The following is a 20,271-nucleotide window of genomic DNA, read 5'->3' as shown; positions in this document are numbered from 1 at the left end:
CACATGCAGTGCTCCCGGCGTAGGCTGGTCCCCTGCTATCATTATTTTTACTTTTTACCTGTGTACATTGCACAACCGCAAACACAAAAATTGCCAGAATACAAAAAATCAGGGAGAAGCGTCTCCGGCCCATATATAAGATTTGGTTAGAATATTAGGAATTGCTAACTAAAATAATAAAAAAAACCACTAGTACAGATAAAAAAATATAACGGCCGGATTTTCAAAATAAACCAGGGGTATTAAGCTAAATTCCCCCTGTCATTTATATTTCCCCCATGTTCATATATTTATTACTTTTGGAAAAATTCAACAGCTCTCCATGTCAAGGATATTCCGCTCTCTCCTATTTGTAATTTGTATCATCTGTATAGCAGCCTGTAAAAAAAACGAACCTTCTCCACCTGATATAGCTCCGGATCGTAACGTAAAAGGTATTGAAATCGTACGGGGGAATAATCAACTGGCATACAAAGAAGAATTCCTGGATACAATTGTACTAAGGATTAAAATGGATGCATCATATGATGGATCGCCACTGGCATATGATGAGAAATCGAATGGGCCTTATGATACTTTTCGACTATATAGTCAGGTTAAGTCCGGCGGAAACATGATCATCAAGGGCTCCTGGCTACCCTACCCCAATGTAGAGAATCCTACAATAAAACTTTACTTCTCTGCTCACTGCAACGCTAAAGATATGACCTCAGGAACCTGCAAAGCAATGGACTCCGTAGTGCTCTCCGCCAGGGTACGCAAGCCCTGGAAAAGTGTATATTATGGAAGTCAGAATGGCTATAATGTATTGCAGGATCTTCAATTCATTGATGAGTATAATGGAATAGCGGTTGGAGAAGGCTCAGGAGTAATCAGAACTGCAGATGGTGGAAAAACCTGGCTAAAAGGTGAGCCGGTAAGGGTAGATAACAGTGCTTATATTATTTCCTTTTCAAGCCGGGACACTGCCCTGGTAAATATTGTAAACAATTACGCTTACTTTACCTATGACGGAGGAAAAACTTTTTTTCAGGCCAACAACTGGACTCCCCCATTTATCGGGCACCAGAGCTCAAGCAGTTATTACCTGCAAAGCAGAAACACGATCTATTCCGTAGGTCTTCAGGGCAATATTGCAAAGACAGTAGATGGTGGGCAAACCTGGAATAAATCAGGTAGTTTCAATATACAGAACAGGCTCTATGACCTGACTCATATCGGTAGCGATACACTATTCACCTGCGGGGCAGTTGGCTTTATCGCACGAACCACTGATGCAGGCAGAACATGGAAACAACTGCCTGTTCAAATAAACAATAATTTGAATAAAATCTACTTCATAAACAGCTCAACAGGTTTTGTAGCTGGACAAAATGGAATGCTCATGCGTACCACCGATGGTGGTGAACATTGGGAAAAAATAACCAGCGGAGCTGGCTTTCCTATCATAGCTATTCGCTTTTTCGAAAAGGGACATGGCTTTCTGGTTAGCTCTGGCGGAGAAATCTCAGAATCCAGAGACAACGGGGTAAGCTGGACACAAATCATGAGAAGCAATTACGGTGTTTATGACCTTCGTAAAGCCGTAATAAAGGATGAAACTACCATTTATGGCCTGCAACAATCCTCAATTCTAACTTACGACCTTTTGAAGCCATAATCATGATCAGACTTACCAACGCTATAAAATTTTTTCTTATCCTATTTGCTGCAATAATAGTGCTTGCAGGTTGTAAAAAAGATGAAAAACCTCAACCCAACCCCATTCCTGAAACTCAGCCAAAGGCAAAGCTTACGCTGGTAAGTGGCAACAACCAGTCCGGAGCCTACGGAGAATACCTGTCTGATGAGCTGACTTTCAAGATTACTGCTCCACAAGAAAAAGAAACGGCACAATACTATCTGCAGTTCGCAATGGTTCAGGGCAATGGCATAGTTAAAAGTGATGCTGACTATTCCAAACCATATATTCTGCCTGACGGAACAGCTAAAGCCAGATGGCAACTGGGATGCAACACTCCCAACCAAAAAATAATAGCTTATGTCTATGCCACTCCGCAATTCTATACCGAGAATGGCAAATCACCTGTTCCACAAGACTCAGTTGAGATACAGGCAACAGGCAGTAAACCTAAAAGCGACTGGGCTAAAGCCTGTGGTTGCGGGACCCTGGATATCTATAACACTCAGATAACAACCTTTGACAATAAAACACTTTACCTGGTAAACAGGGAGCTTTATGCTTCAACTGATCATGGAATAAACTGGGAAAAAGTCAAAGGAATTCCAAATTCCTCTGAGATAGTGTCTGCACAATTCAATAGTAAAGGCTGGTTGTACCTACTTACCAAATCCAACGGTGTGATATACTCCAGGGATCTAAAAAACTGGCATGAGATAAATAATGGTATCCTGGACAAAAGAGATCCTACCGGCTTCATGGTTAAAGATGATATTTTGATGGTTAGTTTTTATTTCGACGGACCATATATTACTACAGACAATGGAGGCTTCTGGCAAAAATTAATCGTGTCACGGGATTCGCAGCGTTTCAGTTTTTTCAATAAACATGCTGACGGAAGTCTGTATCTTTTTGATGATTGGGGAACACTCTTCAGATCTAAAGATACCGGAAAGTCCTGGCAGTCCATCAAATTGGATTATGGTTATTATCTTTCTCAGCCTTCGGGATTTGCAATTGGCCCGGATGGTAACCTTTATGTTGGTTCAGATGACGCTATAATTGCACAAGTATCTCCACTAACGCTAAAGGGTACGGCAAAACGTTACTATGAATGGAACAGCAGCTCGCAATCTGTATCCAATATTTCATTTTACAGAGACGATGTTTTTTATCTGGTACGTTACACTCCAAAACCGGGTATCTATAGTATCAAGAACAATTGGGGAAGATTAGAGCTGGGTTTTGACAAAACTATTTATTCCTACTACATCAAGCCAGATGGAAACTTTTTGCTGGTTGGTCAGGATGGTTTGTATTACAAAAACTGATCAGTTTAAATAATCTTGTTATTAACGGCATAAGAAAGCGCTTCTACGATGTTACTCACATTTAAACGCTCAAAAATCCGTCTTCTGTAATACTTCACTGTATCAGAAGAAACAAATATTTTTTCTGCAATCTGGTTAATAGTTAATCCCTGTGCATGCAGCCGCAATATTTCCATCTCTCTTTTTGTGAGTTTAGGTTTCTCTGATTTACGCCAGACTTTAGTTACTGTATCGAGTTCCCAGGTTATATCAGTGCCCTGCTTATGGATACAAATATTACCTGCTTTTTGATGATGAGCAATAGACACTATGCACATGGCCTTCCACATCTTTTCATCGCTTGTCAAAAACAATGGGGTAAGCTTATGATTGATCAGAATGTGTTTACCATCCTGATTGACCAGATGAAAATCATAAGTTATGCTGTACATTTTTTTCGTATCCCCGGGCAGTTTCTCAAAGAAATCAAATCCTGCTTCGTTAATCAGATTCAATAATTCCAGATCATTTTCAGGAACATTTTTAAAATAGAAGTCATAGCCCATATTCAAAACCTCTTCAGAAGAATATCCACATAAAAACAATGGATTTTCTGAAACGTATTCAAATGCCATTTTTTCATAATCTATAACATAGATACTTTCATAGGTTAATCTTGCAAAAGATTTGACGACTTCCAGATAATTTTGCTGTTTAAGAGAGTCTTCTTCTGATATTTTCCCTACCCTGTTTTTGGTTAGCAGACTTGAATTAGTGTGGTTCTTCATTTTGGCATTGGCTTCTCCCAAATCTACACTAAAGTGTAGTCTTTGAGAATATTTTTGTAGTGATTTTTGGAGAAAATAACCTTTCATAATGGAGAAATTATCAGCATTAGATTTAAATGAATCATACACAGTAAGATGATCAATTGTAGAAACTGCAGTAATATAGCCCAGGGCAATTTCTGTTGCAATTGCGGTCTGCCCGTACAGATTAAAAGAGTGGACAGGCATTATGTCTTACATGAAATCTGGCATATTTTACATTTTGAAAAGGGCATCCTTTATACCATAAAAGAACTCATTAGCAGACCAGGCCAAAATATAAAAGAATTTATAACAGAGAACAGAAGCAGACTCGTAAAACCCATACTTTTTATCATTGTAACCTCTCTGATCTATACAGTGATAAATAACTTATTTCATCTTGATGATAGGTACGTTTCTTTTAACGGCCCGGAAAAATCTGCAATGACTTTAATTTTCAATTGGATCCATCATCATTATGGTTATGGTAATATTATTATGGGCATTTTTATCGCCTTCTGGCTAAAATTATTCTTCAGAAAATATGAGTACAATTTTTTTGAATTATTGATCCTGTTATGTTTCGTCTTAGGAATGGGAATGCTGATCTTTTCTGTTTTTGCCATTTTTGAGGGGTTAACAAAAGTAAGCCTGATGAAAGTTTCAGGAATTATAGCCATAGCGTATTTTACCATGGCCATCGGACAGTTTTTTGATAAAAAGAAAATCGCAAATTATTTAAAAGCATTCGCTTCCTATATACTCGGGATGATTACGTTTTCCATTTCTGCAATACTTTTAGGTCTTCTGATAGACTTTTTCATCAAATCATGAACGGAAAAAAAGCACATTACTATTTACACACATTCTGCCGTTATTTTCTGGCAACGATGATTCTTTCCTATGCTTTTGCAAAGATATTAGGAACTCAGTTTACCACACAGCCAGGCACCTATGACAAACCGGTCGGTTCACTCAGCGGATTTGAATTAACCTGGTATTATTATGGCTATTCATACTGGTATGGCTTATTTATCGCCGGGTCGCAAATAGTAAGTTCTCTGCTCTTATTCTTCAGAAAGACAACAAGACCCGGCATTATTCTCTTTCTTGCTTTTATGATTAATATCTTAATGGTTGACTTTGCATTTGATATTGATGGAGCGAAAGGTTTTGCAACAATACTGACCATGATGGCGCTGTTTGTTTTCTTTTCTGAATTCTCGCTTTTTATTAAATATTTTTGGATCGAACCACCATTATTTCAGAATCATGACCGGCCGGACTGGGTTAATAAATTCAGTAAAATAAAGTGGGTTTATATTCCGTTCGTCTTTGCCGGATTTTTCCTGCTGATCAGCACCTTGAAAAATAAGTATATGGGCCATAATCAATTTTATGGCAGCTGGCAGAATATCGACAAAGCTGCTCAATTCAACAGACTGCATTTTGATGCATTGAATACTTTTAGAATTAATGAGCGATATTCAGGAAAGATTACGTTCAAAAAAATTATAAGATCAGGGAATGTAAACTGACCCGCCGGCTTTTATCTGGCAAACCTGGCCTTCCTTTTATCACTTAAATATTTCCTCACTGGTATATCGTAAACTACCATAACCAGGTAAGCTGCTCCAACCAGCAGGATTACCCCGGATATAATGATAAAAGTCAGCTGCATAGTACCCGGCTTATGGCTGGTATAATAATTTCCGAACATCCATAACGCGGCATAATGCGTCATATATAATGGATAAGAGATTTTTCCGGAAAACAAGCAAAGCTTTTTTAAGCCTGGTGTTAATGTTGCTCCTGCACCCAAAGCTATCAGCAGGGGGAAATAAAGCAATACAACCAAAGGTTCGGAGAACCAGTTCCATTTAGAGGATGGCATTATAAAGGCCAGCAAGAGTAATATCGCCAGTCCGATAAATCCCAGCTTGTTTTTGATGATCCAGTTGGAACGGTAAATAAGCAACCCTGCTAAAAAGGAATACGATATGCGGGCAAAGCCATCCCAAAAAGTCGGGCCACTCCAGCCCCCCAGTAAATTGCCGGCACGGTAACCTACAAAGCAAATAGCAACGGCAGAAAGTATGGTCAGCAGCAACAGGTAACTACGACCAATCCGGTAAAGCACAAATGCGTAAACAATATTGGCTATATACTCCCAAAACAATGACCAGGCGGGTGCATTAAAACTGAACAGGTTAAATCCACGGTCTGCGATTACAGGTAAAGGAATAAGGAATAAGGAGCAAAAAAACGTCAGAATGATTTTACCGGTGCTGTATAATTCGGGATGACCACCAAAGGGGTCGAACAAAAATGCCAGCAAACCAAATATAGATCCTGCGACGACCAAAGGATGGAGCCTGATAATTCTTGATACAAAAAAATTGAGTATGCCCATTTTTGCTATACGATCATCATAGGCATATCCAATCACAAAACCTGATAGGCAGAAGAAGAAATCGACAGCCAGAAAACCGTGTCCGATAAAGTTCTTGCTGGGATCGGTATAAACCCACTCCATAAAATGAAAGACTACTACTGCCAGGGCTGCAAAGCCCCTTAGTCCATCAAGAATTTCGAAATGTTGTTTTGTTTGGAGAACTGTCGCGGTGGTTTTTTCCGTATGCATTTAATAAGTATCCTGTCAGGTTATTTTAATCCGGCGATAGCGCCAGGTTTGTGGTCGCCCCAAATTATCTAAATTAATCCCCCAATCAAAATAAGAATTAAAAATTAAAGCAACAGATTATACCTGCAGAAGGTAATTACCGGCACAATCCATCTTCAACGTCAATTTTACTTCAGGTAAAAATCTCTTTACATTTTTGCCAGAGTATCAGAACCAGCCCATAGCCAACATACAGGGCAATATAAAACAGGAATAAAAGCAGAATTGCTCCTTAATAATCAAGGATAAGCTCCAGAATATTGGCAAGTACCGGATTATGATCATCAGCACGCCAGTTGATAAACAGATCCGTCTTAAAGGGCAAAGAAATAAACCGGAGCCCCGGACTTTGATGATGCAGATAAGAATCTGGTAAAATAGCTATTCCCAATCCTTTCCTCACCAGCGCAATAATCGTAGATCCAAATTCGGAGTGAACAAATACATCAGGAGCAAAATCATAGGACTTAAAAAGTCCATGAATAATATCACTGTAACTGCTCCCCTCATCCCTGGTGGGCAGTATGAATTTTTGCCCCTTAAGGCTTTCTGCAGAGATGTCGCCGAACTCCTTAAAGGGATGATCCTCCGGAACCACTAAAGCTAAATGATCAGAATATAACTTTCTTGATTTTATCCCCAGTTCGTTATTGATGTCCCTGGTAATAGCCAGATCAATCTTATAGGTTTTTAGAAATTCCAGCTGGCTCTCATACAAAACCTGTACAAGCTTAATCTGAAGCTGTGGAAATGCTGCTGCAATCTTCGCCAGTATATCCGGCATAATGGAAGCCGATATAGAATCAGGATATGCAATGGTAAAAGTTCCCCGCTCCCCTAAATGTATCTGTTTTGCAAATTGATGGATATATTCAAGTTCACTCAGCTCTATCTCCCATTTCTCTTTTAAGAATTTGCCCGCAGGGGTCAATTTTACATTTCTCTTATTACGTTCAAAAAGCTGTAAGCCAAGCTCATTTTCAAGAGTTTGGATCTGACGTGAAAGAGCAGATTGTGTAATATTTATCTTTTCTGCCGTCTTCCAGTAATGAAGCTGCTCGGACAGAGCCAAAAAATACTTGATTCGCTGTAAGTCCATTAATGCAATTTATGCATTAATAAATGAATAAATAGCATTTTATTACATTTAAAGACTCCTTACATTCGTACTATGGAAGGTATCATTATCCCAAGGGTAACGCTGGAGGAAATAAAAGAATTACAGGAGATCGGAAGAGCAACATTTTCGGAAACCTTTGCGCATTTAAACAGTCAGGAAGACATGCAGGAATATCTTAAGCAGAGTTTTTCAATAGAAAAGCTGACTGATGAACTAACGAATCAGGATTCCCTGATTTATTTTGCGGTAGCCGATGAAAAGATAATTGGCTATCTGAAGATCAACCTCAGACAGGCTCAGACTGAAAAACAGAATAATGATGCTCTTGAAATTGAGCGGATTTATGTGCTAAAGGAGTTCCATGGTCTGAAAGTTGGTCAGCTGCTCTATCAAAAAGCCCTGGATCTTGCTTATGAAATAAGAGCTCCTTATGTCTGGCTTGGTGTCTGGGAAGAAAATTACAGAGCTATAAAATTCTATGAGAAAAATGGCTTCACCGTTTTTGGTAAGCATCCATTCAAACTGGGACAAGATGAGCAAACAGATCTGCTGATGAAAAAAATAGTAACTGTTGTTAGTGAATCAAAAACAGCCTGGTGAAAAAAAAGAACATTTTTCTCGGTTTATTAATTATGGGCACCGCTTTCTGGGGGATATCTTTCTCGGTTACCAAACTCGCTATTGGAGAAAACCAACCGAGTCTTTTTCTATTTTACCGGTTTTTCCTGGCTACAATCGTATTATCAGTAGTTTTCAGAAAATACGTAAAAACCCTGAACCTGACTGCAATTAAAGCTGGTGCCAGCCTGGCGCTTCCTCTTGTGCTTGGTATTTATCTGCAGACATTGGGCATCACACACACCTCGGCATCGCAATGTTCGTTTGTGGCTGGAATAACCGTTGTTATGATCCCTCTGCTTAAACTTATAATTTACAGGAAATCTGCACCGCTAAAAATATGGATAGCTGCACTTACTGCACTAACCGGCCTGTTCGTCATATCTATTAAGGAGAATTTCAGCATCGGAACAGGTGACCTGTATACCATTGCCGGAGCCTTTTGTTTCGCAGTATATCTCATCCAGATAGAAAGAGAATCAAAGATCCGCGACATTATCTCTACAATAGTGCCTATGTTTGCAACCTGCTCAATTCTGGCCTTTCTATTAACCTTAAGCCAGGGAGATATCAGGTGGATACCTCAGGGAAATACCTTCTGGACAGGCATCATCTTTTGTGCGCTATTTTCAACAGCCTACATGTATACGATCTCCAATATTTCTCAAAAATATATTAGCGCTGAGCGGGTGTCTATTATATATCTTTTTGAGCCGGTTTTCGGAGCTATAGCTGCGCACTTCATTCTGGGTGAAGATATTACATCCCGGCTGCTGCTTGGCGGAGGAATGATATTTATGGCCACTCTTATATCGGAGCTTAATCTGAAATGGAAAACATCAAATATCACTCCTTTACTCAGGATCTCAAAGAAAAAAGAGCATTGCAGTTAACTCATATAACCAATTCCAATGATAGCAAACAAGTATGCTATCAAAAGATATAGTATAAATGTTCAATACCTGATCAGAATCCTGGCAGGATAAAAAAGCTTCAATCTGTATTGAGGCTTTTTTAATGAATTAATAATTATAACCACCTGTTCCAAGGGTGTTTTAACCCTTAACATTTAGCTGTATACCTCCTCCGAATATCCGGATAAAAGAATTTATTTTGTTTTGTTAAACGACATTCATTCAACTCAAACCTACCCTATATCAACCTAAATCCTAACCCTCATGAAAAGAACAATTAATCTCTGCATTATGCTGTCAGTAGTCGTCCTGATTGCCTGCAGCTGTAATAATCAGGACAGCCCCAAAGACGGCAAACTCAAATCAGATCAGGTAACTATAGCAACAAATAATGCTTTTTTAAACCACAGGGACTCTATCCCTTCCAAAAAACAATATGACGGTCCCCTGTTTGTCCTCAGTCATGATTATCCAACAACATTTAAACCCGTTATCAATCCTTCGTGGCAACAGGCTTTAAAGGGAAAGCCAATCTCAGAAGCTAATGTATTTGCTTATATGGATTCGCTAAAGCGCTACATTAAACCTAACATAATTCCCTTTTTCACGGACAATAAAAAGTGGACATCAGCTAAATATGGCTGGTTCAACGAACCCTGGCTGGGAACAGAAAGAGAGGCTATATTAGGGGCCTATCTGGGCAATGGAAACCCGACAAATATGTTTAGTACACTTCATGAAGACGAAAGCGGATACGCACTGGTATTATATGATTCTACAGCCGCTTATACAGTTGGAAAAATATGGGGTAAAACCGGACAAAAAGTTAATTTAATAAATGATGCAGCTCAGTTCAAAGAAGGCAGTGTTATTGTAAAGTTCGCTTTTTCAAACATCAATTATCCGCAGTGGTCTGTGATGGAAAATGCACAAACCTTTAGTGTTTACGATACGATAACCACATCTGCAAGCAAAAAATGCGGATATCAGATGCGTAAGGTTAGTTTTTTCCAACTGGACGTTATCGTTAAAGATAGTAAGACCTCTCCTCACACAGGCTGGGTTTACTCTACTTTCGTATACGACAAAGATGTCAAAGGCACATTCTGGGACAAGATGGTACCACTGGGCGCTATGTGGGGCGACGACCCGAACGTCAACAGCCCGGTAAGTCCTCCTTATCCTAAACTGGCCGAAACAGTAATCAACCCTAAAGCACCCTTCTATAGTAAAGAAACATTAGGCTGGGGAGGCAGACTCAGCGGTCCGAATGATGGTGCAGTTGCCCAAAAGGCTGTTGATCTGAGTACAGGTAAAGTCTACAAAAATCTGCCCTTATCCTCTTGTATGAGTTGTCATAGTCCTGCTCAGGATAATTTCACATCCTTTGTATTGCCTGGCCCGTTCCCAAAACAAACGGATACAGCAACTTATGTTTATACGCCCGGGGGCCCGCAATGGAAATTATGGTTCAGAAATAACTACGGCAATGTACCTTTCGACAAAGGACAGGTAGCTATGGACTATGATATGGTAATGGCATTTAAAGCCGTAAGCAATTATGAAAGTGCAAATCCATCACCGAAAAATAAAGCACTTAAAAGTAATTTCGAGGCAATCCGAACTTACAGACGCCACAATACGTCCAGCAGGTTCTGGCATTAATTCCTGAAACAACAGAAAATGAGCTGACTGGTGGTCAACTCATTTTCTGTTGTTCACCAATAATAAAAACTAAGCCCCTCCTGCCTGAGTCCATGGACTTCGCCATGCCGGCGCCTCGAATGCATCTGCAAAATATTGTGTTTCATGTTTTACGTATTTGTTGTTCTTCCATGGCTCTGGTTATTTGTATTTCCTGTTCAATTACCTTTTGCGATAAAACCTGGCACACCAGTCCTCACCACAGCATTGAATCGCTGCCTGATCTGAATCTGACTGATTTCTTCAAATGCGTCTTCCGGCAATACAGAGATGTTAAAATTCTCGTGTGCACGGGATGCAGTTCTGGGTGTAGTCAGCAAAGCCGTCCCACGTTGAACCGCCCAGGCCAGTAACACCTGAGCAGGTGTCTGTCCAACCCGTTCAGCAATCGCTAAAACAACCGGATCTTCGAGCGGCCCGGATTTTATTCCGTGACCTAATGGTGCAAAAGCCAGAAACACAATCCCCTTCTCTTTACAAAACTCCAGAAGCTCTGTTTCTGGCAAATATGGATGTGCTTCAATCTGAACCACAGCTGGTTTGATTATTGCCATTTCATAAATGGGTAAGAGTTCTTTTAAACTGATATCAGACAATCCGATAGCCCGGCATTTCCCTTCGTCCACCAAACTCTCCATCGCTCTCCAGGTGTCAGCCAAGGTTACCTCGCGGTCATAAATGACATTGCCGTTTTCATCCCGGGGATCCTGCTCGTTTCCAGGTTGAAATGCAAACGGAGTATGAATCAGATACAAATCCAGGTATTCGAGCCTGAGTCTCTTCAAGCTCGCTTCGAACGCAGGTTTGACCCGCTCTGGCCTATGATTGGTATTCCACAATTTTGTCGTCACAAAGATGTCTTCACGTCTGAGCCCTTCAGCTGCAAGACCTGCTTCAAGTGCCTCGCCTACTTCACTTTCGTTCCGATATCTTTCTGCTGCATCAAAATGCCGGAATCCCGCTTCCAACGCATCTCTGGTTGCACTTATTGCCAATGCCGGATCGTTAATCAAGGTGCCAAACCCAAGTACGGGCATATTTATGCTGTTAATTGTTGCTTTCATAAACTTATCTTTTTCTATCCACCAGGTGTTTTTAATCACAGTGTAAAGTACGATAGAAAATTTCAGGCCACTGCGTGACCTACATCACATTTTTCATGCTGATTGCCTCCCGGAAATTAATCTGGATTCTCTGGTAACAACTCACCCGTTAACTATTCTAATAACCAGGGTTTAAAATCAGCCAGCTATAAATTATGAAAAGACTTGTACTCACATTAACGTGTTTTATCATTTCAATTTCTGTCTCCTCTGCACAGGAACTAAAAAGTAAAAATGTAACACCGAAAAAGAACTTAACTCACGAAGTTATTCAACTCGAAACCGATCACATTTTTAAAAAGCTGGTGGAAATCAGGAGAGATTTTCATGAAAACCCAGAGTTGGCAGGTCACGAAATACGCACGCAAAAGATTATAAAACAATATTTGCTTGATTTAGGGCTTGAAGTTGATACAAATATTTACGGTCATGGTGTCCTTGGAATTTTAAAAGGAGGACAAAAAGGGAAAAAGGTTGCCTGGAGAGCAGAAATGGACGCTCTGCCTAATGATTATCCTGATAAAGTAGCTTTCAAATCCAAAAGAAAAGGTGTTCAGCATGGTTGTGGTCATGATATACATATGGCCATTGCCCTGGGAATAGCTGAAGTGCTTGCAAAAAACAAAAACTCTTTAAGCGGAACGGTATACTTTATATTTCAACCTGAAGAAGAGACATTTATTGGAGCCAAAGGAATGCTTAACAACGGTTTACTCTCAAAAATAAGTCCCGATGAGATTTATGGATTACATGTAAGTGCATTACCGGCCGGACAAATTATGGTCAAGCCCAATGAAATGTTCGCCTACCAGAAAAGAATAAGCATCATGCTAAAAAATGAATTATCGGATGAAGAAGCAAAAGTATTAACAAAAAAAATCCACAGCTTTTTATCCCGTGCAAGTACAGGTAGTAAGCCCTGGGAAATACAAAAAATGGTTGATCCAAAAATTGGATTGATGAACCCCGGTACAATTTTCAGGGATTACCTGATCGTAGATCAGAATTTCACTATCTCTTCTAAAAATGATCAGCTCCTCCTGGAAGCATATTTATATGAGACGGATTCATCCAGGCTGAAAGACATAATTCCTAAAATCAAGCAGGTCATAGCAGCCAGTGGTTATAAAGATCAATTGCTTTCTGTTTCATTTATCCAGGAAAATCCGACAGTTATCAATGACAAACAATTAACCGGCATCGCAACAGAAACTCTCGAACACATTTATAAAAAAGGCATAGTCACTACTGCTTATGGTCAAATCCCTTTTTTCAATGATGACTTTGCCTATTTTCAACAGAAAATACCTGGTGTTTTCTTCTTTCTTGGGGGTTCCAACTTTAATAAAGGAATGGTTGCCATGAATCACTCTCCGGGTTTTGAGGTTGATGAAGAAAGTATCAGAACAGGAGTCAAATGTTTTTCATCCTTAATTCTGGAACGTCTGAGTAAAAACTAAACATCAGCTCTGCCCCTTCAATGATTTTCTGCATATCCCGTTATATGCTACTTGTAGTTGTCAATAACAACTACAAGTAGCGTAAATACAACTATAAGTTATGGCGTTTTTTTCATTCTGGTAATTCATCCGAATACCTTTGTTCTATCAAATAAACATTTAATAACTAAAGAGATAGCAACTATGTTAAATACTAAAATGATTGGTAACAGAATTGCAGAAGGGCGCAGGAAAATAAACATTTCCCAGGCCGAACTTGCACAGCGCCTGTTCATCAGTTCCCAGGCAGTTGGCAAGTGGGAACGCGGAGAATCGATGCCGGATATCACAACTTTTAATCGTCTTGCAGAAATCCTGGGTGTTGACCTTAACTATTTCTCAGAAAACTTCCAGTCGGAAACTGCCGAACCAGTATCTGTTGAGTCTCCGGATAAACGATCCGGTGAATTACCGTCCGGTCCCGCAATATCAGGAAAAAAGCTCAGCTGGGATATGTCAAATGGAAACTGGGTAGATGCAGATTTCTCCGGACTGAAAAATCTGCATGAAAAATTCAGCTCTTCGAACATACAGCGTTGTTTGTTCATTGATTCTGATTTATCAGGACTTCTTTTAAAAGGCAACCATGTTGACAGCTGTAATTTCTCTGATTCCGATATCAGCAACAGCCATATTCACAATTCTCACTTAGACAAGAACCTGTTCAGAAATTGTTCTCTGGAAGAAACCGAATTTTCAAAAAGCCATATCAAAAGCTGCGATTTCTCTGGCACCAACTTTACCGCAGTGGAGTTTAAATATAGCGGATTCGAGAAAAACACAGTGACGAATTCGCTGTGGAATCGCACCTCTTTTATTGATACGCATATCGCCGATACAACCTTCAATGGTACATTGGAAGACTGCTATTTTGAAGATTGCGGATTTACCAGGGTGATATTTCAGCAATCAACGCTTATTCATACTTTCTTTAAAAACAGGAGTTTGAAAGGAGTTCAGTTTATAGACTGTCAGGCAGACCGGCTGACCTTCGAATTCCTGAAAAACGGGAAAGCAGACTTAACCGGTATCACCTTGTTAACATCATAAAAGAGGGAATGTATTATGTTGCAAAATGAAATCGCCATTTTGGCACAAGGATTAAAAAAATCCTATAAAAACACACCTGTGTTGACAGAAGTAAATTTCCAGGTAAAAAAAGGCAGTATTTTCGCCTTGCTTGGCTCCAACGGTGCAGGTAAAACAACAATTGTAAAAATCCTGACCACGCTGCTGAAACAAGATAGCGGAAACGCTATTGTAAACGGATTTGATGTTTTAACAAGTCCTGATAATGTTCGGCGGTCAATCAGCCTGACCGGGCAGTTTGTTGCTGTGGATGAGATATTGACCGGGCGGGAAAACCTGATCATGATAGCCAGATTAAGACATCTCAGCAAACCTCATCAGGTGACAGACGATCTGCTGAAACGTTTCGGTTTGACGGTTGCCGCAGATCGCAGGGTTTCTACCTATTCGGGAGGAATGCGCCGCAGACTTGACATTGCCATGAGCCTTGTAGGAAAACCGCAGCTCATCTTCCTTGATGAACCAACCACCGGACTTGACCCGGAAGTACGCATTGAGTTTTGGCAGATTGTCAGAGAGCTTGCCGATAGCGGTATGACAGTATTCCTGACCACCCAGCATCTGGATGAGGCCGAACAGCTTGCGGATCAGATTGCTATTCTGCATGAAGGTAGAATTATCGCCAATGGCACACTTGCGGAGCTCAAAAAGCTGTTCCCGACTGCAAAAGTAGAGTATATTGAAAAACAGCCGACACTGGAGGAGATATTTCTTGCCATTGTTGGTAAAAAGGAGGAAAACTAAATGGAAACGACAAAAAGTTATTTTCTTATGGATATGGGTGTAATGCTTGGACGGTCCATGCGCCATATTCTTCGCAGCATGGATACCATCGTTACGGTTACTATCATGCCTGTTGCATTAATGTTGTTGTTCGTCTATGTGCTGGGCGGTGCAATTCAGACCGGAACAGACAACTATGTAAATTACCTGCTGCCTGGTATAATGTTAATTGCTGTTGCAAACAGTGTGGGTTATACTTCCTTCCGCTTGTTTACCGATGTGCAGCGGGGAATATTCGAGCGCTTTCATTCCATGCCAATTGCCCGTTCGGCTGCGCTTTGGGGACATGTCATGACCTCATTGGTATCCAACGTTATATCAGTTATTGTAATCATTATTGTAGCCCTTCTGATGGGTTTCCGTTCACCGGCCGGAGTATTATCATGGCTCGCCGTGTCCGGTATACTCGCACTTTTCACATTGGCCCTGACCTGGATCGCTGCGATTGCGGGATTGTCTGCAAAATCAGTAGATGGTGCAATTGCCATTGCTTATCCGATTCACTTTCTGCCTTTAATCAGCTCCGCATTTGTACCAACCAGATCAATGCCAGCGGGTGTTCGTGCTTTTGCTGAAAATCAACCTGTCACATCCATCGTGGAAACTATCCGTGCGCTGCTGTCAAATCAGCCGGTGGGCAATGAAATATGGATAGCTCTCGCCTGGTGCACAGGAATTATGTTTGTGGCCTGTTTCTTTGCGATGAGCATATATAAAAAACGGGGATAACAAAACTATCAGTACTCATGCAGACAGTCAAAACAATGATGGACTTTCCTCACATTAAACGGGTAACCATAAATAATATTGAAACGAACATCGTTAAGATACTGAACCGCTTTTTAGTTGCCTGAACGTAACCGACATGATGAGACCCACAATTGGGACAAACATATTCTCCGTCACCTTCTCCTGATTCTTCTATGGCTGGAATTGTTTCTTCCAGTATACTTCCAGCCATAGCAGCATCCCTTTGAAAAAGATGGAGTTTTACCCCTCCAAGAGCTTGTGTATAGAGAGGGTTAAGCGTAATCGTATGCTCATCAGATAAAAAGCACTGAATTCCGGCATCTATTAATCTCGATTTTACAATATTGGCTTCTATAGGATTATAGAAAACTTTAAATACAACAATCTTATCCATTCTTAATTCAAAGGTACAGCAATTTAATAAGTTCCTGAAACTCAAAAACTATGCACCAGATTCATGTCCGTTAAAATAGCTTACATTTTCATATTTCCCATATCCATATTCGCACTTCCATTTTTAAAAATCGCTTCACTGTTCAACAGATAGGCCCCATTTGTTACAACGATATCCCCCGCATTTAAACCAGACAAAACAGAGGAGTAACTTTGATTACCTGTACCCAACATAACCATTCTTGGTGAGAAGCTATTATCTGCGTTTTTAACCCATACCCTGCTGCCCTTTCCATCAGTCAATATAGCTGATGTCTGAACTGCTAAACTATGTTTCAGTTCAGTTGCTACTGAAATATAGGCCAGCATTCCGGGTCTGATCAGTCCCTGTTCATTAGAAATACTCACCCGAATAAGTGCGACTTTGGATTCACCTGATAATTCAGGATTCATAAATTCTATCTGACCTGTAATACGCTGGCTACCTAAGTCTGGTAAAGAGACACTGACCTGGTCGTTGAGATGATATTTTGCAACTTCACCAGCATATAACTGGGCTTCAATCCATAAATTATTAAGGTTTTGAGTTTTGATAACTGGCATTCCTTCAGTTACATAATCTCCTTCATGTACAGCAATATCACTCACAGTTCCACTTACTTTACTCCTGATGATTACACTTGCAGAAACCTTCCCGGACAAAGCCAGGTTTTTAATTTGTGATGACGACATCCCCCATAATAATAATTTATTCTCTGCTGCGCCAATTAGCTTTTTGTAATCTATATCCGGATTGTTAAGCATTTTTTGTTGTTGCCTGGCCAAAAGAAATTCTCTTTCTGCTTCCAGCAAATCTTCACTATAAATCCTGTAAACAGGCTGACCAATCGATATTTTCTCACCGATTGTCCTTACAAATAGCTGATCGATACGGCCAGCATTTCTGGCGCTTAATTGTTCAGCGTTATTCTCATTAGTTGTTACTGTCCCTGTCAGAGTTTTCTCGTTCCCGATATTTTCTTCACGAATGGTATCTGTACGGATACCAGCCAGCTGAAGCTGTGATGCAGTAAGCTTTATCTTACTGGCTTCCATATCAGTGTCTTTACCGGTAGTTTCTACTTTGATCAGTGTCATGTGACAAATCGGACAATTTCCCGGGTGATCCTCATGAATCTGTGGATGCATAGAACAAGTGTAATAAGTTTTATTTTCTGATTTACCCACCGGTTCTATCTTTTGCCTGCAAGCGATAAACAAAGTCACAGACAACAATAAGACCAGTAAAAAGACACCACTCACCTTTCTGTAGAATAGACCGTTAATTATATTTTTCATGATTTTCAATTTTAATAAAACCTTCACTATCCAATAAATAATGAGCATCTGCAGCTAAGGTATCAGTCGTTGAGATGCCTTTAGTGATATTCACCTGCCCCCCGGTTTGTATTCCAGCAGATACCTGTTGAACTCTGTAACTGTTCCCTCTTTTCACCCATACTATTTTATGCTGACCAAGGTCCAGTACTGCAGATGCCGGTAACCATATTCCATTTGTCGTTCCGGTTTCTATTACCGCATGAACGATGCTGTTTACTTTAAGGTCATGTTGCATATTATCTATATAAACCCTGATACTCGTCCGTTTATCACCACCTTGCAGTACAGGTTCAATGAAATTCACCTTCCCGCTTATTTTTTTGTCCGGTAAATCCGGCATGGTAATTTTAACTTTTTGATTTAGCTTTAATTGAGTAACCGAAGAAGGATCAATTTTAATTATAGCCCACAAATGATGCGGGTTTACCACATTAAACATATTCTGCCCCTTTGCTACATACATTCCTTCCCGAACATTTAATGGCGAATTGTTTACAATGCCGGATTCCGGTTTTGAATTGGTCGTACCTGCAAGTTGACTGTGAGGCATATCATGTACATGGCCATCATATGGACTATACACTGGTAAGCTATAAAATGTCTTTCCTGATTTAAGCACCTGATTGATTTGAGAACTGGTCATTCCCAGCAGTAATAGCTTCTGTTTTGCAGCATTGATCAACCCCGTGTCACCTGAAGAATTTTTAACCACATACAGAAGATCCTGTTGCGCAGTTAACATTTCAGGGCTATAAATATCAAAAATCCGCTCTCCTTTATGTATTTCCTGAAAAACATACTTAATGTATAATCGCTCAATTCTGCCAGAAAATCTGGCTGCAATGTTATTGAATGTACGGCTGTCAAAATCAAGATATCCCTCTCCTTCAATCTGAACAGGACTAAGCTTTTGTTCAGGTCTGATCACCCTGACAGAAGTGATGACCGACGAACTGACTGGCTCCAATACTGTATTCAAGCTAATACCTGCCCGTTCACTGGCTTCTCCTGATTTTTTAACCAATGTCATTCCGCATATCGGACATGCTCCCGGGTGATCTTCCATAATCTGCGGATGCATAGGGCAGGTATATTTTACTTCGTTCTTCACTGCGCGGGATATGGCTGTCTTTTTGGGCTGAGTGCAACCTCCTGATAACAGGATCAGTAAAGAGGATGCTATGACTATCATCAGACTAATATTTTTCATTTTCTCTTTCATAATCTACTTGTAATTGTAAAAGTTCACCCAAACGGTCTAAAGCCTCTATTCTTGCCATTTGTAAGGCTTTCAATCCATCCAGCACTACCTGCATCTCACCTGTATTCTGTTCGTAAGCGAGCAGCGATGTTTTATAATTGTTCTGTAAAGCAGGAATAATATTGCGGTTATAATTCTTCAGCAGGGCTTTTTTACTTTTTATCGCAGCCCTTAGTCCCGCCAGGTTTCCCTCGGCCTGATTGATGAGCTCTGATCTTTGCTGTTTTAAACGCTCTACATCAAAACCAATCCCTTTCAAATTGGCCTTATACTCTTTAGAAGACCAGGAGAAAACAGGTATAGTAACAGAGCCCATTAAAATATACTGATTAGACATCCCTCCGTAACTAAACATTTGTCCAACCTGCAGGCCAAAATCTGGTTTACGCTTACTGTACTCCATTTTTGCATTCAGGGCCTGTAAGCTGATATTTTGATCTATTCCTTTAATATCACTCCTCCTCATAGACAGTTCAGAGTTATCCGTAACCGATGTCTCATAATCCTTTACCATAAAGGCAGTATCCACTTTGAAATCAACCTGTTTATCTCTGTTCATCAGAATGTTCAGCAGGATACGCTGTTGTCTTAAATCATTATTATATTGTTCCTGGCTATTATCCAGCTCATATAATTCTGCCTGGGCCTTATAAATATTATTTAACTTTTCTTTTCCATAGGTTAGCCGGATATTAGCACTTTTGAGCATATACTGCAGTAAGCCTCTGGTACTTTCCAGCAAGTCTTGTTTTTGCGCTATAATACCCATTTTGTAATAATATCCTTTGGCCTGGGCTACTAACTGATTCTTCTGATAGTTCTTATCCTCGGCCGTCACCTTAGACAGCCCATTCATATAGTTCTGCTTAGCCCTAAGCTTACCAGGATTGGTAAACATCTGTTCTGCGCTGATCATAAAGGAACCTGTATTTGGTTTCAGCTGATATGGGGTCTGAAACTGACCGGCACTAATCTGAGGAGCAGGTAAGCTTTTAGCTCCTGTCGCATAAGCATTTTGAGCGCTAATTTTTGCATCATAAGCTAACAAGCCAGGATTCATCTCCAGTTTTGTCAGGATACTATCCAAAGATAAAATTGCTACCTGTGCTCTGGAAGTGACTGTTCCTGCCATCCAGACAAGTACGATGCAGATAATTTGATTGATTGTTTTCAT

General features: G+C 40.2%; 19 protein-coding genes and 1 pseudogene. 12 read left to right on the top strand and 8 right to left on the bottom strand.

Translation table 11 applies throughout. From position 1 onward, the window contains the following. The first annotated feature begins 322 nt into the window (after positions 1 to 322). Together PL_RS01070 and PL_RS01065 are read left to right on the top strand one after the other, a co-directional pair. Positions 323 to 1,660 carry a WD40/YVTN/BNR-like repeat-containing protein gene (locus PL_RS01070; RefSeq protein ID WP_348620789.1) on the top strand — a complete coding sequence of 446 codons (1,338 nt, stop codon included), beginning with the start codon at positions 323 to 325 and terminating at the stop codon, positions 1,658 to 1,660. Positions 1,661 to 1,662: 2 nt separating this feature from the next. Further along, on the top strand, positions 1,663 to 3,012 hold the full coding sequence (locus tag PL_RS01065) for a hypothetical protein (RefSeq protein WP_041877456.1): 1,350 nt from the start codon (positions 1,663 to 1,665) through the stop codon (positions 3,010 to 3,012). Positions 3,013 to 3,017: 5 nt separating this feature from the next. Here PL_RS01065 and PL_RS01060 read toward each other — a convergent pair whose 3' ends face one another. After that, positions 3,018 to 4,007: a response regulator transcription factor gene (locus tag PL_RS01060; protein ID WP_235324392.1), complete on the bottom strand. Its 990-nt coding sequence runs from the start codon at positions 4,005 to 4,007 to the stop codon at positions 3,018 to 3,020. On the opposite strand from PL_RS01060, the pseudogene PL_RS01055 reads away from it, so the two are divergent. From PL_RS01055 to PL_RS01045, 3 genes and pseudogenes are all read left to right on the top strand, one after another. Beyond that, positions 3,915 to 4,163, top strand: a pseudogene (locus PL_RS01055) (DUF3667 domain-containing protein); the annotation flags it as partial. The gene PL_RS01060 and the pseudogene PL_RS01055 sit on opposite strands and share 93 nt — an antisense overlap. An 81-nt stretch (positions 4,164 to 4,244) precedes the next feature. Further along, a complete protein-coding gene (locus PL_RS01050; RefSeq protein ID WP_235324402.1) occupies positions 4,245 to 4,634 on the top strand; it encodes a hypothetical protein in 390 nt (129 codons plus the stop codon). Then, positions 4,631 to 5,338: a hypothetical protein gene (locus PL_RS01045; protein WP_052495968.1), complete on the top strand. Its 708-nt coding sequence runs from the start codon at positions 4,631 to 4,633 to the stop codon at positions 5,336 to 5,338. Before PL_RS01050 ends, PL_RS01045 begins: the two co-directional genes overlap by 4 nt. A gap of 11 nt (positions 5,339 to 5,349) precedes the next feature. Here the strand turns inward: PL_RS01045 and PL_RS01040 are convergent, their stop codons facing one another. Beyond that, positions 5,350 to 6,444 (bottom strand): acyltransferase family protein, encoded by a 1,095-nt coding sequence (locus tag PL_RS01040; protein ID WP_041877459.1) that lies wholly within the window; start codon positions 6,442 to 6,444, stop codon positions 5,350 to 5,352. Between the two features lie 271 nt (positions 6,445 to 6,715). Beyond that, on the bottom strand, positions 6,716 to 7,582 hold the full coding sequence (locus PL_RS01035; protein WP_041877461.1) for a LysR family transcriptional regulator: 867 nt from the start codon (positions 7,580 to 7,582) through the stop codon (positions 6,716 to 6,718). A 72-nt stretch (positions 7,583 to 7,654) separates the two neighbouring features. Here PL_RS01035 and PL_RS01030 point away from each other — a divergent pair, with 72 nt between their 5' ends. From PL_RS01030 to PL_RS01020, 3 genes are all read left to right on the top strand, one after another. Next, complete coding sequence (locus tag PL_RS01030) at positions 7,655 to 8,203, top strand: GNAT family N-acetyltransferase (protein WP_041877465.1); 549 nt, start codon at positions 7,655 to 7,657, stop codon at positions 8,201 to 8,203. Beyond that, a complete protein-coding gene (locus tag PL_RS01025; RefSeq protein ID WP_041877467.1) occupies positions 8,200 to 9,114 on the top strand; it encodes a DMT family transporter in 915 nt (304 codons plus the stop codon). The genes PL_RS01030 and PL_RS01025 overlap by 4 nt, the downstream gene beginning before the upstream one ends. A 285-nt stretch (positions 9,115 to 9,399) precedes the next feature. After that, the gene (locus tag PL_RS01020; protein ID WP_152620241.1) at positions 9,400 to 10,800 is read left to right on the top strand and encodes a hypothetical protein; all 1,401 of its coding nucleotides are present in this window, start codon (positions 9,400 to 9,402) and stop codon (positions 10,798 to 10,800) included. 197 nt (positions 10,801 to 10,997) lie between these two features. On the opposite strand, the gene PL_RS01015 is transcribed toward PL_RS01020, so the two are convergent. Further along, positions 10,998 to 11,903 carry an aldo/keto reductase gene (locus PL_RS01015; protein WP_041877544.1) on the bottom strand — a complete coding sequence of 302 codons (906 nt, stop codon included), beginning with the start codon at positions 11,901 to 11,903 and terminating at the stop codon, positions 10,998 to 11,000. Between the two features lie 194 nt (positions 11,904 to 12,097). Between PL_RS01015 and PL_RS01010 the strand changes: the two genes are divergently transcribed. From PL_RS01010 to PL_RS00995, 4 genes are all read left to right on the top strand, one after another. Continuing rightward, positions 12,098 to 13,402: a M20 metallopeptidase family protein gene (locus PL_RS01010; RefSeq protein WP_041877469.1), complete on the top strand. Its 1,305-nt coding sequence runs from the start codon at positions 12,098 to 12,100 to the stop codon at positions 13,400 to 13,402. A gap of 183 nt (positions 13,403 to 13,585) precedes the next feature. Further along, positions 13,586 to 14,491 (top strand): helix-turn-helix domain-containing protein, encoded by a 906-nt coding sequence (locus PL_RS01005; RefSeq protein ID WP_041877471.1) that lies wholly within the window; start codon positions 13,586 to 13,588, stop codon positions 14,489 to 14,491. 15 nt (positions 14,492 to 14,506) lie between these two features. Beyond that, positions 14,507 to 15,274 (top strand): ABC transporter ATP-binding protein, encoded by a 768-nt coding sequence (locus PL_RS01000; RefSeq protein ID WP_041877473.1) that lies wholly within the window; start codon positions 14,507 to 14,509, stop codon positions 15,272 to 15,274. Further along, a complete protein-coding gene (locus PL_RS00995) occupies positions 15,275 to 16,042 on the top strand; it encodes an ABC transporter permease (protein WP_041877475.1) in 768 nt (255 codons plus the stop codon). It begins immediately after the preceding gene. A 49-nt stretch (positions 16,043 to 16,091) separates the two neighbouring features. Here PL_RS00995 and PL_RS00990 read toward each other — a convergent pair whose 3' ends face one another. From PL_RS00990 to PL_RS00975, 4 genes are all read right to left on the bottom strand, one after another. Beyond that, the gene (locus tag PL_RS00990; protein ID WP_235324393.1) at positions 16,092 to 16,457 is read right to left on the bottom strand and encodes a putative signal transducing protein; all 366 of its coding nucleotides are present in this window, start codon (positions 16,455 to 16,457) and stop codon (positions 16,092 to 16,094) included. 80 nt (positions 16,458 to 16,537) lie between these two features. Further along, positions 16,538 to 17,794 (bottom strand): efflux RND transporter periplasmic adaptor subunit, encoded by a 1,257-nt coding sequence (locus PL_RS00985; protein WP_052495970.1) that lies wholly within the window; start codon positions 17,792 to 17,794, stop codon positions 16,538 to 16,540. Beyond that, a complete protein-coding gene (locus tag PL_RS00980; RefSeq protein WP_052495971.1) occupies positions 17,778 to 19,058 on the bottom strand; it encodes an HlyD family efflux transporter periplasmic adaptor subunit in 1,281 nt (426 codons plus the stop codon). The genes PL_RS00985 and PL_RS00980 overlap by 17 nt, the downstream gene beginning before the upstream one ends. Beyond that, positions 19,033 to 20,271 (bottom strand): TolC family protein, encoded by a 1,239-nt coding sequence (locus PL_RS00975; RefSeq protein ID WP_082035770.1) that lies wholly within the window; start codon positions 20,269 to 20,271, stop codon positions 19,033 to 19,035. The genes PL_RS00980 and PL_RS00975 overlap by 26 nt, the downstream gene beginning before the upstream one ends.

Source organism: Pedobacter lusitanus, assembly GCF_040026395.1.
Taxonomy (GTDB): domain Bacteria; phylum Bacteroidota; class Bacteroidia; order Sphingobacteriales; family Sphingobacteriaceae; genus Pedobacter; species Pedobacter lusitanus.
The sequence above is the reverse complement of the archived record's forward strand: the minus strand, read 5'-3'. Positions and strand labels throughout refer to the sequence as shown.

Coding starts and splice junctions, on each gene's coding strand:
- PL_RS01015 (WP_041877544.1), bottom strand. CDS start 11,903: ATGAAAGCAACAATTAACAGCATAAATATGCCCGTACTTGGGTTTGGC.
- PL_RS01030 (WP_041877465.1), top strand. CDS start 7,655: ATGGAAGGTATCATTATCCCAAGGGTAACGCTGGAGGAAATAAAAGAA.
- PL_RS01005 (WP_041877471.1), top strand. CDS start 13,586: ATGTTAAATACTAAAATGATTGGTAACAGAATTGCAGAAGGGCGCAGG.
- PL_RS01065 (WP_041877456.1), top strand. CDS start 1,663: ATGATCAGACTTACCAACGCTATAAAATTTTTTCTTATCCTATTTGCT.
- PL_RS01070 (WP_348620789.1), top strand. CDS start 323: ATGTCAAGGATATTCCGCTCTCTCCTATTTGTAATTTGTATCATCTGT.
- PL_RS01010 (WP_041877469.1), top strand. CDS start 12,098: ATGAAAAGACTTGTACTCACATTAACGTGTTTTATCATTTCAATTTCT.
- PL_RS01000 (WP_041877473.1), top strand. CDS start 14,507: ATGTTGCAAAATGAAATCGCCATTTTGGCACAAGGATTAAAAAAATCC.
- PL_RS01045 (WP_052495968.1), top strand. CDS start 4,631: ATGAACGGAAAAAAAGCACATTACTATTTACACACATTCTGCCGTTAT.
- PL_RS00980 (WP_052495971.1), bottom strand. CDS start 19,058: ATGAAAGAGAAAATGAAAAATATTAGTCTGATGATAGTCATAGCATCC.
- PL_RS01040 (WP_041877459.1), bottom strand. CDS start 6,444: ATGCATACGGAAAAAACCACCGCGACAGTTCTCCAAACAAAACAACAT.
- PL_RS01050 (WP_235324402.1), top strand. CDS start 4,245: ATGACTTTAATTTTCAATTGGATCCATCATCATTATGGTTATGGTAAT.
- PL_RS01020 (WP_152620241.1), top strand. CDS start 9,400: ATGAAAAGAACAATTAATCTCTGCATTATGCTGTCAGTAGTCGTCCTG.
- PL_RS00975 (WP_082035770.1), bottom strand. CDS start 20,271: ATGAAAACAATCAATCAAATTATCTGCATCGTACTTGTCTGGATGGCA.
- PL_RS01035 (WP_041877461.1), bottom strand. CDS start 7,582: ATGGACTTACAGCGAATCAAGTATTTTTTGGCTCTGTCCGAGCAGCTT.
- PL_RS01060 (WP_235324392.1), bottom strand. CDS start 4,007: ATGCCTGTCCACTCTTTTAATCTGTACGGGCAGACCGCAATTGCAACA.
- PL_RS00995 (WP_041877475.1), top strand. CDS start 15,275: ATGGAAACGACAAAAAGTTATTTTCTTATGGATATGGGTGTAATGCTT.
- PL_RS00990 (WP_235324393.1), bottom strand. CDS start 16,457: ATGGATAAGATTGTTGTATTTAAAGTTTTCTATAATCCTATAGAAGCC.
- PL_RS00985 (WP_052495970.1), bottom strand. CDS start 17,794: ATGAAAAATATAATTAACGGTCTATTCTACAGAAAGGTGAGTGGTGTC.